Source organism: Micromonospora palythoicola (genome assembly GCF_036689795.1).
GTDB classification, from domain to species: Bacteria; Actinomycetota; Actinomycetes; order Mycobacteriales; family Micromonosporaceae; genus Micromonospora; species Micromonospora palythoicola.
In genome coordinates this window covers 46708-63579 of the sequence record NZ_JBAGKI010000004.1, presented here as the reverse complement: position 1 = coordinate 63579, position 16872 = coordinate 46708, and the positions used below count along the sequence as shown (strand labels likewise).

Sequence of the window (16872 nt, the reverse complement as noted above, 5' to 3'; positions counted from 1 at the left end):
TGCTTACTCCTCTACGGTCATCTTGCGCAAGCGAGGGCGACGCGGAGCTGCCGGTGCTTCCAGTCCCGCCCGGTCCAGCCATTCGGCGAGCGCGGCCACCGTGGGCCGGTCGAAGATCGTGCGGATGGGGATCTCCGCGCCGGTCTCCGCCCGGGCCCGGCTGATCAGCCGGGTGGCGAGCAGCGAATGCCCGCCCAGATCGAAGAAATCGTCGTCGACGCCGACCCGCTCCAACCCCAGCACCTCGGCGAAGAGCCTGGTCAGGCACTCCTCCCGTGGGGTGCGCGGCCCCCGGTAGTCGGTTCCGCCGAACTCCGGCTCGGGCAGCGCGGACCGGTCGAGCTTGCCGTTGGCCAGCAACGGCAGCCGGTCCAGCAGCACGAAGGCGGCGGGCACCATGAACTCCGGCAACCGCTCGGCGGTGTACCGGCCGAGTTCCGCGGCGTCGACCTCGCCCGCGGCCACGACGTAGGCGGCGAGCCGGGCGCCGGTGCCCGCGCCCGGCCGGGACACCACGACGGCCTGGTCGACCGCCGGGTGCGCGCCGACAACCGTCTCGACCTCGCCCGGCTCGATCCGGAAGCCGCGCACCTTCACCTGGGCGTCACCCCGGCCCGCGTACTCCAGTTGCCCGTCGTCGTTCCACCGGGCCAGGTCGCCGGTGCGGTACATCCGGGCACCGGGCGGGCCGAAGGCATCGGCGACGAAGCGCTCGGCGGTCAGGCCGGCCCGGCCGTGGTAGCCACGACCGACGCTGCCGCCGACGTACAGTTCGCCGACCACCCCCGGCGGTACCGGCGCCAGGCCCGGGCCCAGGACGTAGGCCCGCATGTTGCCCAGCGGCGTGCCGATCGGCACGCTCCCCGCCGGGTGCGCCGCGTCCTCGGCGACCGTGCAGGTGGTGGCGTAGAACGACTCACTCTGCCCGTAGGCGTTCACCACACGTACCCCGGGGAAGGCCTGCCGGGTCTTCTCCACCAGCGAGACGGGGAGGGCCTCACCGGCGAAGACCACGGTCTCCACGCTGGTCCGGCCGGCGATCTCGCCGACGAGTTCGGCGAAGGCGGACGGCACGGTGGAGATGACGCTGCCGTGCCAACCCGCCGGCTCGGCCAGGGCCAGCACGTCCCGGACCACCTCGACGACGCCGCCGGAGGCCAGGGTCGTGAAGATCTCGAACGCCGAGACGTCGAAGTTCACCGAGGTGCCGGCGAGCAGCCGCTTGCCGGGCGCCAGGCCCACCCGGGAGGCGAGCCGCAGCACCCCGTTGACCAGGTTGGCGTGCGTGATGGCCACCCCCTTGGGCCGGCCCGTGGAGCCGGAGGTGTACATCACGTACGCCAGCTGCTGTGCCTGGACCCGCGGTTCACCACCGGTGTGCTCGCCGGTCAGGTCGAGCGTGTCGAGCAGGACGTCCGGCGCGTCGTGCTCCGGCAGCACCGCGACCGTCGCGGAGTCGGTCAGGACCAGGCAGGGCCGGGCCTCCCCGAGGATGGCGGCGGTGCGGGCGCTGGGATACCGGGGGTCGACCGGCAGGTACGCGCCGCCCGCCCGCAGGATCGCCAGCAGGGCGACGACCAGATCCGCCGAGCGCGGCAGCGACACCGCCACCACCGACTCCGGACCCACGCCGCGGCCGGACAGCTCGTCCGCCAGGCGGGCGGCCCGGGCGGTCAACTCGCGGTACGTGAGCGACTCGCCCCCGGCGACAACGGCGACCTCGTCCGGGGTCCGCGCCGCCTGGGCCTCGACGAGCCCGACGATCGTGGTCCGCGGCGTCGGCGTGGCCGTGTCGTTGACCTCGGTGAGCAGCAGGTGGCGTTCCGCCGGGTCCAGGATGTCGAGCTGCGCGACGGTCAGGCTCGGGGTGGCCACCATGTGCCGCAGCACCCGGGCGAGACGCGCCGCCAACGTCTGCACCACCTCCGGGCCGAAGACACCCCGCGCGTACTGCAGGAGCAGTTGGAGCTGCGGATCCGCCGCCGCCATCAGGGTCAGCGGATAGTTGGTGGCCGTCGACGGGCGCAGCCCGGTGAAGGCGACACCGTCCGCGGCGTCGGTGGCGGCGTCGAGCGCGTCCCGGTCGACCGGGTAGGACTCGAAGACTACGAGCGTGTCGAACAGCGACGGCAGGCCGACCGCCTGCTGGATCTCGGTCAACCCGTAGTAGTGGTGCTCCAGCAGGCGGGCCTGCCGACCCTGCAGCCGGGTGAGGACCGCCGCGACGGTGTCGCCGGGCGCGTACTCGACGCGTACCGGAAGGGTGTTGATGAACATGCCGACCGTCGAGTCGACACCGGACACCGCGGGCGGACGCCCGGAGACGGTCGCGCCGAACAACACGTCCCGGCGGCCGGTGAGCTGGCCGAGCAGCAGCGCCCAGGCACCCTGAACCAGGGTGTTGACGGTGATGCCCCACTCGGCTGCCCGCCGGACGAGGGCCTGCGCCTCGTCCGGGTCGAGCGCGACGGCGAGCTGACCGACCCCCTCGACGGCCACCTGGTCCGAGCCGGGAGCGAACAGGGTGGGTTCCTCGATCCCGGCCAGCTCGGCCGCCCACACCCGCGCGGACTCCGCGTCGTCCTGCTGGGCGCGCCAGCGCAGGAACTCACCGAAGTCACCGGACGCGGGCAACCCGGCCGGGTCGCCGCCGGAGGCGTAGAGCAGCAGCAGGTCCCGCATCAGCAGCGGCATGGACCAACCGTCGATCAGCACGTGGTGGGCGGTCAGCACCAGTTCCGCGCGGCCCGGTGTCGTGACGACCAGGGCCATCCGGATCAGCGGTGGGCTGCCCACGTCGAAGTGCGCGGACCGGTCGTGGGCGAGGAAGCGCTCGAACCTGTCGGTCCGCTCCGCCTCGCCGAACGTGGTCAGGTCGTGGTACTGCCACGGCAGGGCCACCTCCTGCGGCACCACCTGCACCACCCCGCCGTCCGCACGGTCGACGAAGGCGGCCCGGAGGCTGGCGTGCTGTCCCAGCAACGCCTGCGCGGCCCGGCGCATCCGCTCCGGGTCGACCGCGCCGGACAGGTGGAAGACCAGCTGCATGTGGTACGCGTCGAACGACGACCCGGCCAGCATGGTGTGGAACAACATCCCGGACTGCACCGGCGTGGTCGGCCAGACGGTGGCCAGCGCACCGAAACGGTTCTCCCACGCGTCGATCTCCGCCTGGCTCACCGCGACCAGGGGCGCGTCGCTCGGGGTCAGCCCCCCGGCGTCGGGGGTGGTGGCGTGGCGCGCCAGGGCGGTCAGCGCGTCGACCCACAGCCCGGCCAGTTCGGTCACCTCGTCGCGGTCGAGCACGCCGGTGGGGAAACCGAAGTAGGCGGTCAACTCGTCACCGTCGGCGGTGCTCGCGGCGACAGCGTTGATCTCCAGCGCCGACAACGCCGGCATGTCCGGGTCCGGTGCGGCGATCAGATCCCGGTACGCGGTGTCCGGCGCCCAACCCAGGCCGCGCAGGTGCTCCGGGATGTCCGCGCCGGAGGAGCGGCCCAGGTAGTTGAAACCGATCTGCGGCTCACGTGCCCCGGCCAGTGCGCTCGCGGTGTCCGGGTTCAGGTGGCGCAGCAGGCCGTAACCCGTGCCGTTGTCCGGCACGGCCCGTAGCTGCTCCTTGACCGCCTTGATCGCCCGGCCGGCGGCCGGACCACCGGCGAACGCGTCCATCACGTCGACGCCCGCCAGGTCCAGCCGCACCGGGAACATCGCGGTGAACCAGCCGACGGTGCTCGACAGGTCGGCGCCGGGGACCACGTGTTCGGCCCGGCCATGCCCCTCCAGCCGCACCAGCGTCGAGGTGCCCGACCCGCCCCGGGTCGCACGCCAGCGGCTCAGCGCCAGCGCCAGGCCGGCCAGCAGGCCGGCGTCCACACCGGCCCGGAACACCGTGGGCACGGTGGTCAGCAGGGTCTGCGTGACCTCCGGCGGCACCTGGACGCGCAACGTGTCCACGGTGGCCGCGACGTCGCGGGCCGGATCGAGCGGACGGGCGCCCAGCACCGGCTCGTCGGCCCGCAGGATCTCCTGCCAGACGGGCAGTTCCGCCACTCGTTGCGGGCTGGTCGCGGCATCGGCCAGCCCGCACATCCACCGCCGTAGCGAGGTGCCCACCGCCGCCGGTGGGATGGGCCGGCCGCCACTGATCCGCTGCCAGGCGGCTGCCAGGTCCGGGACCAGGATCCGCCACGACACCCCGTCGACGACCAGGTGGTGCAGCACGATCAGCAGCCGGTCCACGTCCGTGTCGGAGGTGAATCGCACGAACTGGGCCATCACGCCCGCGTCCGGGTCCAGCCGGTCCGCGGCCGCGTCCAACTCCACCCGCGCATCGGCGTCGCCCAGGACGACGTCGCGCAGCAACACGTCGGCGTCCACGGTGCCCACGGCCGCCATGACGAGGCCCGACCCGGCCCGGTCGAGCCGGGACCGCAGCACGTCGTGCCGGTCCAGCACGGCCTGCAGCGTCGCGACGAGTCCGGCCCGGTCGATGCCCTCGGGCAGGGTGAGCATCGCGGACATGCAGAACCGGCCGACACCCCCGCCCAGCGCGAGCACGTGCGCCGCCGTCGGCGGCAACGGCGCCCAGCCCACGCCGCCGCCCGGAAGCTCGGCCAGGGTCACCGGCTCCTCGTCCGCCCGGCCGTCGACCAGTTCGGCGAGCCGGGCGACGGTGCGGTGCTCGAAGATCTCCCGTGGGCTGACGACCAGCCCACGCGTCTTGGCCCGCGCGGCGACCTGGATGGAACGGATACTGTCGCCGCCGCTGGTGAAGAAGTCGTCGTCGATGCCCACCGGCCCGGCGCCGAGGACGTCGGCGTACACCTCGGCCAGCAGCTGCTCCACCGCGCTGCGTGGCGCCCGATGCTCGGTGCCGGTGAACTCCGGCACGGGCAACGCGCCCCGGTCCAGCTTTCCGCTCGCCGTCAACGGCAGCCGGTCCAGCACCACGAACTGGGTCGGGACCAGGTAGTCCGGCAGCCGGTCGGCCGCGAACGCGCGCAGCTGCGCCTGGGACAGGTCGGCCACCCGTCGCGCAGCGCTACCGGTGGGGCTCTCCGGCGGCGCCACGTAGCCGACGAGCCGGGCCCGGCCGCTGTGGTCCTCGCACACGGTCACCGCCGCCCGGCCGACCTCGGGGTGCCGGGCGAGGACGGCCTCGATCTCGGTCGGCTCGACCCGGATGCCGTTCACCTTCACCTGCGTGTCGACGCGTCCCGCGTACCGCAGGTGACCGTCGTCGTCCCACCGGGCCAGGTCGCCGGTCCGGTACATGCGCGCACCGGCCGGGCCGAAGGGGCAGGCGACGAACCGCTCGGCGGTCGACCCGCCGTCGCGGTGGTAGCCGCGGGCGAGCCGGCCACCGACGTACAGCTCACCGATCACGCCGGGCGCGACCGGAGCGAGTTCGGGCCCCAGCACGTAGGCGCGCATGTTGGCCAGGGGCGCTCCGATCGGCACCGCTTCGGCGCCGGCCAGCTGCGGCGGAACCGGGTAGGTGGTGGCGTAGAAGCTCTCCGTCTGCCCGTACGCGTTGACGACGCGGACGCCGGGCAGGGCCCGCCGGACGTCGTGAACCAGATCCGCCGAGAGCGCCTCACCGGCGAACACGACGGTTTCCACGTCGAGCGCGGGACGTGCCGCAGGGCCCGAACCGAGCTGATCCAGCAGGGCGGAGAACACCGTGGGCACGGCGCTGACGGTGGTTCCCGACCAGCCGCCACGTTCGGCGAGTTCGAGCACGTCACGGACGATCTCGATGCTCGCGCCGGTGGTCAGCGCGGTGAAGATCTCGAACACCGAGACGTCGAAGTTCACCGACGTCGCCGCCAGCATCCGGGAGCCCGCCTCGACCCCCACCCGGCGGCGCAGGTCCCACACGCCGTTGACCACACCGCCGTGGGTGACCGCGACCCCCTTGGGCACGCCGGTCGACCCGGAGGTGAACATCACGTACGCGAGATGATCCGGCCGCACACCGGTCTCCGGCAGCTGCGCCGCCGGGCCGTCCAGGCACAGGTCGTCGAGCCGCAGCACCGACGGCGCGCCGGTGACCACCGTCGCCGTCGCGGCGTCGGTCACCACCAGGGCCGGTCGGGCGGCCTCGAGCAGGAGGGCGACCCGTCCGGCCGGATAGGCCGGGTCGACCGGCAGGTAGGCCCCGCCGGCCTTGAGCACGCCCAGCAGCGTGACCACCAGGTCCACCGATCGTGGCAGGGCCACGGCGACCACGGTGTCCGGTCCGACACCGCGCTGCCGCAGCAGCGCGGCCAGCCGGCTCGCGCGGACATCGAGTTCCCGGTACGACACCGTGGTCGGTCCGCACACCACCGCCGTCGCGTCCGGGGTGCGGACCACCTGGGCGGCGACCAGTTCCGCGACCGTGGCGTCCGGCACCGGTGCCGTCGTCCGGTTCAGCCGGGCCAGCCGGTCCCGCTCGGCGTCGGTGAGCAGGTCCACCGCCGCGAGTCGCGCCGCGGGATCGGCGACCACCTGCCGCAGCACCCGCAGATAGCGGTCGACCAGGTGCTCGGCCGTGGCCGGGTCGAACAGCTCGGTCGCGTACTCCAGCCGCCCGTAGGCACCGCCGGCCGGGGCCGGGACGATGTTGAAGAAGAGGTCGAACTTCGCGGTCCCGGTGCCCGCCGGTACCGGGGTGACCCGCAGCCCCGGAAGCTCGACCTGCGCCCATTCGAACTGCCAGGCCAGCATCACCTGGAACAGCGGCTGGTAGGCGGTGGTCCGGTCCGGGCTCAGCAGCTCCACCAGACGCTCGAACGGTACGTCCTGGTTGTCGTAGGCGGCCAGGGCCCGGTCCCGGACCTGCCTGAGCAGATCCTCGAACGTCGGGTTGCCGGACAGGTCGACGCGCAGCACCCAGGTGTTGGCGAAGAAGCCGATCAGGTCGTCGAGTTGCTCGTCGGCGCGCCCCTCGATCGGGCTGCCGATCGTCAGGTCGTTGCCGGCGCCGAGATGGTGCAGCAGCACCGCCAGCGCGGCCTGGGCGACCATCGGGGCCGTGCCGCCGTGCTGCGCGGCGATCTTGGCGACTCCGGTGAGCAGTTCCTCGTCCAGCTCGAAGTCGACGTGACCGCCCTGGTGGCTGGCGGCCGTCGGACGCGGCCGGTCCAGCGGCAGGTGCAACGGTTGCGGCACGTCGGCCAGCTCCGCACGCCAGTACTCGACCTGCGCGGCGGCGATGCTGTCGGGGTCGGACTCGTCACCGAGCAGCTGTTGCTGCCAGATCGTGTAGTCCTTGTACTGCACCGGCAGCGGGGCCCACTGTGGTGCGGCACCCCGCAGCCGGGTCGAGTACGCCGTCACCAGGTCCCGCAGGAACGGCCCCATCGACGCCCCGTCCGCGGCGATGTGGTGGAACACGAACGCCACCAGGTGCTCCTGCGGAGCCTCCTGGAAGATGGTGGCCCGCAGCGGAATCTGCGTCTGCAGGTCGAACCCCTGGCGTACCGCGGCCTGCACCGCGGCGTGCGAGGCGTCGCGGGCGACGGTGAGGAACCGGCTCTGGAAGACCGCCTCCTCGGGTGACAGCACCCGCTGTTCGGGGGTGCCGTCCGCGTTCTCGACGATGAGGGTACGCAGGCTCTCGTGCCGGGCGATGACATCGGTGAAGGCCGCGCACAGCGCCGCCGTGTCCAGTGGCCCACTCAGGCGCAGGACGAACGGGATGTTGTACGTCGCGGACGCGCCCTCCAGGCGGTGGAGGAACCACATCCGGCGTTGGGCGAAGGACAACGGGATCATCGACGCACTCCTACACGTTCATCGGGCGCAGCTGAGGGCGACTTGAGGTGGAGAGCTTCTCGATCTGCGCCGCCAGCTGGGCGACAGTCGGACTGCGGAAGACCATGGTGACCTTGACGTCGACCTTGAGCTCCTTGCGGATGCGGCCGATCAGGCGAGTGGCCAGCAGGGAGTGGCCGCCGTGCTCGAAGAAGTCGACGTCGATGCCGACCTCGTCCACCCCGAGCAGTTCGGCGAAGAGCCGGCAGAGGACCTCCTCGGTGTGGTCACGCGGTCCCCGCCCGGTCGCGGCGGTGGACTGCTCCGGGGCGGGAAGTGCGTTGCGGTCGAGCTTGCCGCTCGACGTCAGGGGAAGTCCGTCCAGCGGGACGATCGCCGAGGGGACCATGTACTCGGGCAGGCTCTGCCGGGCCTGCTCGGTGAGCGCCGTCAGGTCCAGCCGCGCGGCGTCCGCGGCCGCGGTGGCCGGTACGACGTACGCGACGAGCCGTTGGTCGCCGGGGCGGTCCTCGCGCAGCACCACCACCGCGGTGCCGACCTGCGGGAGTGCGGTGAGCACCTGCTCGATCTCGCCCAGCTCGATGCGGAACCCGCGAACCTTGACCTGGAAGTCGGACCGACCGAGGTACTCGATCTGGCCGTCCTGGTTCCAGCACACCAGGTCGCCGGTGCGGTACATCCGGGACCCGGGGGCGCCGAACGGACAGGCGACGAACCGGCCGGCGGTCAGCCCGGTCTGTCCCAGGTAGCCGCGGGCCAGCCCGGCGCCGGCGAGGTACAACTCGCCGACCACTCCGGGCGCGACCGGGCGCAGCGACCCGTCGAGCACGTACACCTGGGTGTTCCACACCGGCGCGCCGATGGGCACCCGGTCCGCGCCCGGCACGTGCCGCCACGCCGTGACCTCGACCGCGGCCTCGGTCGGACCGTACAGGTTGTGCACCTCGCAGCCGGGCAGCAGGTCGACCGCCGCGTTGGCCAGGGCGGCGGGGAACGCCTCCCCCGCGACCTCGATCCAGCGCAGGCTGTCGCACTCCTTGGCCGTGGGCTCGGTGAGGAAGGCGTCCAGGAGGGAGGGCACGAAGTCCGCTCCCGTCACCCGTTCCCGCTGGATCAGGTCACTGAGGTAGGCGGGGTCCCGGCGTCCGTCCGGCCGGGCGATCACGACGGCGGCGCCGACCTGTAGCGCTGCGAACAGCTCCGGCACCGACACGTCGAAGCTCGCGGTGGTGCTCAGCAGCACGCGGTCCTCGGCGCCGACGTCGAAGTGCGCCAGGCCCCACCTGAGCCGGTTCATGATCGCCCGGTGCGTCACCTGCACGCCCTTGGGCACACCGGTCGAGCCGGAGGTGTAGATGACGTACGCGGCGTGGTCGGGCGACAGCGTGCGCCGTGGGTTCTCCGTCGGGTGGCCGGACACGTCGGGCAGGTCCTGGTCGAGCACCAGCAGCGGCCGCGCGCTGTCCAACACCTTGCGGGCCCGGTCGGCCGGTAGCTCGGTGTCCAGCGGCAGATAGGCCGCGCCGGCCTTGACCACCGCGTAGATCGCGACCAGCAGGTCCACCGAGCGGGGAATCCGCACCGCGACCAGCTGCTCGGGTCCGGCGCCCTGGTCGACCAGCCAGTGCGCCAACTGGTTGGCGCGCCGGTTGAACTCGCCGTACGTCAGGTTCTCCCGCTCGTGGATCAGCGCCAGCCGGTCCGGGTCGCGTTCCACCTGGGCCTCGAACGCGCCGGGAAGCGTGTCCGCGGGCACCGGGTGTGCGGTGTCGTTGACCTTCCGCAGCAACCAGTCCCGCTCGTGGTCGGAGAGCACGTCCACGGCGCCGACGGCGGTCGTCGGGTCGTCGAGCATCTGCTCCAGCACCCGGACGAGTCGCGCGGCGATCACCTCGGCCGCGTCCCGGTCGAACAGGTTGGTCTGGTAGTCGAGGGAGAGCCGCAGATAGGGGTCGGAGGAGTTGAGCGTCAGCGGGTAGTGCGAGCCGGCGAGCGGCCGGATGCGGTCGATGGTGAAACCGGCGGCGGTGTTCGCCTCGACGATGCCGACCCGGTCGATCGGATAGTTCTCGAACACGACGATCGTGTCGAACAGGGCGGGCAGCCCGGTGCCCCGCTGGATGTCGGCCAGCCCGTAGTAGTGGTGGTCGAGCAGCGCGACCTGCCGGTTCTGCAGCTCGGTGACGACCTCGCCGATGCTGTCGTACGGCCGGCAGTGGGCCCTGGTCGGCAGGGTGTTGATGAACAGGCCGACCATCTCGTCGGAGCCGGTCAGTTCCGCCGGGCGACCGTTGACCGCGGCGCCGAACACCACGTCCGGCCGGCCGGTCAGCTTCGACAGCAGGATCGCCCACGCGCCCTGCAGCAGGGTGTTCAGGGTGACCCCGAGCTGCGCGGCCCGCCCGGCGAGCTCGCGTCCCTGGTCGATCGAGAACGGCACCTCGACGCGCCCGAGAGCGGAGGCCTCCTCGGCGATCGGGGTGTCCGGTGCCACGATGGTCGGCTGGTCGAAGCCGGCGAGTTCGGCCTGCCACCGGGCGGCCGACTCCTCGCGGTCCTGGCGGGACAGCCAGGCCAGGTAGTCGCCGTAGTCGCGCACCGGTGGCAGCGCCTGGTTGTCGGCGTAGAGCTGGACCAGATCCTTGATCACCAGAGGTGACGACCAACCGTCGAACAGGGTGTGGTGGGCCGTGATGACCAGCTTGGCCCGCTGCGGTCCGCAGGTGAGCAGGGCCAGGCGCAGCAGCGGCGGCCGGGTGGGGTCGAGCCGGTCGGCCCGGTCCTCGGCCAGCAGGCGGTCCAGCGCGGCGTTCTGTTCCGCGTCGCCCTGCCCCGTCAGGTCGATGTGCCGCCAGGGCAGGGCGACGTGTTCCGGTACGACCTGGACGGGATCGCCGTCGGTCGCGGTGAGGAACGCGGAGCGCAGGTTCGGGTACCTGCGCAGCAACGCCTGTCCGGCCGACCGAATCCTCGTGGGCTCGACGGGTCCGGACAGGTGCAGCACGAATTGCATGTGGTAGACGTCGAAGGTGTCGTCGGCGAGCGCGGCCTGGAACTGGATGCCGGACTGGCCCGGTGCCTGCGGCCACACCTCGGCCAGCCGGCCGTAGCGCTGCTCCCAGCCCTCGATCTCGTCCTGCCGGACCGAGACCAGCGGGGCGTCCGAGGGAGTGAGGCCACCGACGGGCGTACGGGCGGCGTACGCGGCCATGCCCCGCAGCACGTCGGCCCACAGGTCGGCCAGTTCGGTGACCCGCTCCCGGGACAACACCCCGGACGGGAACATGAAGATCGTCTGCAGCTGGGTGCCGTCGGCGGTGTCCACGGCGACCGAGTTGACCTCCAGTGCGGACAGGGCGGGCAGGTCCGGATCGGGCATCGCGATCAGCTCGGTGGACCAGGACGCCGGCACCCACCCGTGGGCACGCAGGTGTTCGGGCACGTCCGTGTCGGAGATCCGGCCGAGGTAGTTGAAGCCGATCTGCGGTGGCGGGTAGTCGGCAAGTTGCTCCCCGGTCTCCGGGTTGAGGTAGCGCAGCAGTCCGTAGCCCAGCCCCTTGTCGGGAACCTCGCGCAACTGCTCCTTGACCAGCTTGATCGCCGTACCGGCGGCCGGACCGCCGACCAGCACGTCGGCGAGGTCGACCCCGGGTACCGCCACCCGGGCCGGGTACATGCTGGTGAACCACCCCATGGTCCGGGACAGGTCCGCACCGGGCACCACGTCCTCCTCGCGGCCGTGCCCCTCCAGCCGAACCACGGTGGGTTGCGGCGCACCGCGCCACCGGTCGAGGGCCAGGGCCAGCGCGGCGAGCAGCACATCGGTCCCGGTCGCCCGGAAGGCCGCCGGCAGCTCGGTCAGCACGACGTCGGTGACCTCGGCGGGCAGCCGCAGCCGCACGGTGTCGACGGTGCCCATCAGGTCCACCGCCGGGTCGAACATCCGCTGTCCCAGCGGCGGGTTCGGCAGCTCCAGCAGGTCACGCCAGTACGCCAACTCGGTTTCCCGCTGCGGGGAGAGCGCCTCGTCGGCCAGGGCGGCGGTCCACCGGCGAGCCGACGTGCCCACCGCGGGCAGGTCGGCCGGGCGTCCGGCGCGGACGTGGTGCCACGCCTCGGCGAGGTCCGACATCAGGATGCGCCAGGAGACACCGTCCACGACCAGGTGGTGCAGCACGACGAGCAGTCGGCCGGTGCCGTCGGTCGCGGCGAACCAGACGAAGTCGGCCATGATCCCGGCTTCCGGGTCGAGCCGATCGAGCGCGGTCTGCAGTTCCGCCTGCGCCCGCGCCAGCGCGGACGGCGCCGCCCAGTTGCCGTCGCAGGCGACCGGGTGCAGCAGGTCGCCGGCTCGTACGCTGCCCGGTGGGCGGACGTCGAGGCTGAGGTCGCCGTCGCGGACCAGCCGCGCACGCAGCAGGTCGTGCCGGTCGAGGACGGCGTCCAGCGTCGCGGTCAGCCCGTCCGCGTCGATGCCGACCGGCAGCTCGAGCGTCATGGCCATGGCGAAGCGGTCGATCGCGCCGCCGTGTTCGAACACCTGCCGGGCCACCGGGGGCAGCACCATCGGGCCGACGCCGCCACCGGCGTGCTCGACGAGCGCGGGGGTGCGGTCACTTCGGGCGCTCGCCAGCTCGGCGAGCCGGGCCACGGTGCGGCCCTCGAAGATCTCCCGGGTGGTGAGGTGCAGGTTACGCGCCCGGGCCCGGGCGACCACCTGGATCGAGCGCAGGCTGTCCCCGCCGATGCCGAAGAAGTCGTCGTCGATACCGACCCGGTCGACCCCGAGCACGTCCGCGTACGCCGTGGCGATGATCGACTCGGCCTCGGTGCGCGGCGCCCGGTAGGTCCCGCCGGAGAACTCCGGTTCGGGCAGGGCAGCGCGGTCCAACTTGCCGGTCGGGCCGACCGGAAGTCGGCTCAGGGCGACGAAGGCCGACGGCACCATGTAGTCGGGCAGCCGGGCCGCGACGAACTCGCGCAGCTCGGCCGCGGAGGCGCCGGCCTGCACGTCGACGTCGCCGATGCCGCCGGCACCGTCGTCGCCGACCCCACCGTCGCCGGTGTGGACCACGTAGGCGACGAGCCGCCGACCGCCGCCGGGGACCTCGCGGGTGATCACGACGGCCTCGCTGATGCCGGGATGCTGCGTGCAGGCCGCCTCCACCTCGGCCGTCTCGATGCGGAAACCGCGCACCTTGACCTGGCTGTCGTCGCGACCGACGCACTCCAGTTGGCCGTCGGCCCGCCAGCGGACCAGGTCGCCGGTGCGGTACATCCGCTCGCCGGCCGGGCCGAACGGGTTGGCCACGTAGCGTTCGGCGGTCAGGCCCGGTTGGCCGTGGTAGCCGCGCCCGAGCGAGGCGCCGGCGACGTACAGCTCACCGAGCACCCCCTGCGGTACCGGCACGAGTCCCGGACCCAGCACGTAGGCGCGCACGTTGTCCAGCGGGGTGCCGATGGGCGCGACGTCGCTGTGCGTCCAGTCCTGGTTCGCGGGCAGGGAGAAGGTGGTGGCGTAGAAGCTCTCGCTCTGCCCGTACGAGTTGACGATCTGCACGTCGGGCCGGACCTCGCGGATCTGCCGCATCAGGCGGCCGGGCAGCACCTCACCGGCGAGCACGACGGTCCGGACGTTCGGTGCCCGGTCCAGGTGGGCGGTCAGTTCGCCGAGCACCGACGGCACCGCGCTGACCACGTGCCCGTCCCAGCCGTCGCGCTCGGCGAGTGCCAGCGCGTCGGGCACCACCTCGACGGTGCCGCCGGTGGACAACGTGGTGAGCAGCTCGAAGACCGAGACGTCGAAGTTGACCGAGGTGCCGGCGAGCATCCGCCAGCCGGGTGGCGCGTCCAGGCGGCGGGTCAACGCCCGCACCCCGTTGACGACGTTGCGGTGGGTGATCGCGACGCCCTTCGGCCGGCCGGTGGAGCCCGAGGTGTACATGACGTACGCGAGGTTGTCGGCGGCCGGCGGCCGCACCGGGGTGGTCCCGTCGGGCGCGGCCCACTTGTCGCTTTCGTCGAGGTTGACCACCGACATGTCGTCGCAAGGCAGCTCCGCCGAGGTCGCGGTGTCGGTGACGGCGAAACGCGGACGCGCCTCGGCCAGTACGCCCGCGGCCCGGGCGCCCAGGTACCGCGTGTCCATCGGCAGGTACCCGGCACCGGACCTGAGGATCCCGAGGAGGCCGACCACCAGGTCCGCCGAGCGCGGCACCGCCAGCACGACCAGGTCCTCCGGGGTGGCCCCGCGCCGCCGCAGTTCCCGGGCGAGACGCTCGGCCCGGTCGTCGAGTTCGCGGTAGGTGAGCGTCCGGCCGGCAGACACGACCGCCACCGCGTCCGGGGTGCGGGCGGTCTGAAGCCGGACCAGCTCCGGGATCGTCTGCTCGTCGACGGTCGTGGCGGTGTCGTTGAACCGGGTGAGCAACCTGTCGCGTTCGGCCGGCGCGAGCACGTCGGTCCGGTCGACGTCGCGGTCCGGGTCGGCGACGAGCTGGCGCAGCACGCGGGTGAAGCGGGCGGCGACGTCCTCGACCGTCTGCCGGTCGAACAGGTCGGTGGCGTACTCCAGGCGGACGCCGGCGCCACCGGAACCGTCCGGGATGATGTTGAAGAACAGGTCGAACTTGGCCGTTCCCGTCTCCAGGGTCTCCGACTCGGTCCGCAGACCGGCGAAACGGAGCTCGCCCAGGGGTTCCTGCCAGGCGAGCATCACCTGGAAGAACGGGTGGTACGCGGTGGAGCGGTCCGGGTTCAGCAGCTCCACCAGTCGTTCGAACGGAAGGTCCTGGTTGTCGTAGGCGCCCAGGCAGCGATCACGCACCCGGTCGAGCAGCTGACGGAAGGTCGGGTTGCCGCTGAGGTCGACCCGCAGCACCCAGGTGTTGACGAAGAACCCGACCAGGTCACGCAGCTCCTCGTCGACCCGGCCGGCGATGGGCGCGCCGATCGGCACGTCGTCGCCGCAGCCCAGGTGGCGCAGCAGCACCGCCAGCGCGGAGTGCATGACCATCGAGACCGTGACGTCCTGCTCGGCCACGAGTCGCTGCACGGCCGCGAGCAGCTCGGGTTCGATCGGGAACTGCACCAGGTCGCCGTGCGAGCGCATCACCCGCGGACGGGGCCGGTCCGTCGGCAGCGCCAGGGGCTGTGCCAGACCGTCGAGGGCCGCACGCCAGTACGCCAACTGCCGGGCGGCCACGCTGTCCGGGTCGGACTCGTCACCGAGCATCTCCTGCTGCCACAGCGTGTAGTCGGCGTACTGCAGCGGCAGCGGCTCCCACTGCGGCGCCCGGCCCTGGCGACGCGCCGCGTACGCGGTGCTCAGATCGCGCAGCAGCGGCCCCAACGACTCCCCGTCCAGGGCGATGTGGTGCACCACCAGGACGAGGGTGTGCACCTCAGGTCCGGTGCGCAGCAGCCGGGCGCGGATCGGTGGGTCGGTGGCCAGGTCGAAGGTCTCCTTGGCCACCTCGTCGACCGCCGCCGGCCGGTCCGCCTCCGCGACCTGCACGGCCGGCAGGGCGAAGGGCCTGGCTCCGGACGGCAGCACCTCCTGATACGGGATCCCGTCGTCGCCCTCGACGATCACCGTACGGAGTACCTCGTGCCGGTCGATGACGTCCCGGAGCGCTGACTCCAGCGCACCGACGTTCAGCTCACCGGTCAACCGCAAGGCGAAAGCGCCGTTATAGGTCGGCGACGGCCCCTCGAACCGGTCCACAAACCACAACCGGCGCTGCGCGAACGACAACGGAATCATTGTTTCTCCAAATCGGCGAACCTGGGGAGCAGAACGTCAGTCAGTCCTGGTCGAGCAGAGCCAGAAGTTCCTCGTTGTAGAAGTCGTCGATGGAGATCGCCCCCGACAGGGTCGAGAAATAGCGATCGATGTGCTCCTGGTGACCGACCAGCTTGCGCAGCATGTCCGTGCGCCCCTCGGGCTTGAGTTCGGCCACGTTGAGCGCGCCCTGGTAGTGGTTGAGCGCCTCGTTGCTCAGGCTGCGCTCGTAACGCCGCAGCGCCGACCGCAGCTCCCGGTCGTCGTGCAGGTCCGCGCCGACGTAGTCGGTGAGCGTCTGGGCCTGCACCCACGCCTCGGTGATGCCACGCGCGGTGATGGAGTCCTTGTGGTTGACCGCGTCGCCCACCAGCACCCAGCCGGGCCCGTACGCCTTGCGGAAGTAGTTCTCCTGGTGCCCGGTGCCGTACAGCTGCTCCACCCGCTCGCCGGACCGCATCCGCTCGTACAGCTCGGGTGCCGTCGTGCGGAACGCCTCCAGATAGGCGGGCTCCACCGCCTTGCGGACATCACCGAAGTCGGCCTGCGGGAAGTAGGTCATCAGCAGGGTCAGGTCGTTGTTCGTGGGTACGACGCCGATCCAGCGGCCGGGCCGCTCGTAGAGCTCGAAGTTCGCCGGCACCCCGGCCCAGTAGCTGTAGTAGACGCAGGTCAGCCGGGCGTGCTCGATCACGTTCGGCGCGCCGACCTTGCGGGCGACGAGCGAACGCATGCCGTCCGCGCCGACCACGAGCCGTGCCCGTTCGGTCGTCTGCACGCCGGCGGGCGTGGTGTACCTGACCCCCACGACCCGGTCGTCCTCGTAGATCAGGTCGTTGACCGCGCAGGACTGCTGGAACTCCGCCCCGGCCCGCACGGCACCCGCCGCGAGGATGGGGTCGAGGACGTACCGCCGGGGCGCGTACGTGGTCCGCAGGCCGTTGATCGGCAGGGAGAACCCCTCCACGCGCACTCCGGGTGCCTCGTACACCTGGTGGGTGATGGGCTGGACGTCGGTGGCGCGCAGCTCGTCGAGCAGCCCCCACCGGTCGAGCAGCGCCACGCCCTGCGAGTGCAGGTAGTGCGAGGAGAGCGTGTCCTGCGGGAACTTCGCCTTCTCCAGGAGCAGGACCCGGTACCCCTGCCGCGCGAACAGCATGGCCGTCGGCGAACCCGCGCAACGGGCACCTATGACAATGACGTCGTACATGGCGCCTCTCTTAACCAGGCTTCACAATTGATACGGTCCCGGACGGGGGCCGGGTGAGATAAGCGTTCACACAGCGCGTGAAGAACCGCTGTCGAGCGTCGGCAGGCCGGTGTGT

3 protein-coding genes are annotated in these 16872 nt (G+C 72.2%); all 3 read right to left on the bottom strand.

Going from position 1 to position 16872, the window contains the following annotated elements:
• Positions 1-3 precede the first annotated feature (3 nt).
• The 3 genes from V5O40_RS02955 to V5O40_RS02945 are packed head-to-tail and all read right to left on the bottom strand — an operon-like array spanning position 4 to position 16757.
• Entirely contained in the window at positions 4-7764 is a 7761-nt protein-coding gene (locus V5O40_RS02955) for an amino acid adenylation domain-containing protein (protein WP_332904012.1), read from the bottom strand.
• Positions 7765-7774: 10 nt separating this feature from the next.
• Positions 7775-15529, bottom strand: coding sequence for an amino acid adenylation domain-containing protein (locus V5O40_RS02950; RefSeq protein ID WP_332904011.1), 7755 nt, complete (start codon positions 15527-15529; stop codon positions 7775-7777).
• 40 nt (positions 15530-15569) lie between these two features.
• Positions 15570-16757, bottom strand: coding sequence for an NAD(P)/FAD-dependent oxidoreductase (locus V5O40_RS02945; protein ID WP_332904010.1), 1188 nt, complete (start codon positions 16755-16757; stop codon positions 15570-15572).
• Between the last annotated feature and the right edge of the window lie 115 nt (positions 16758-16872).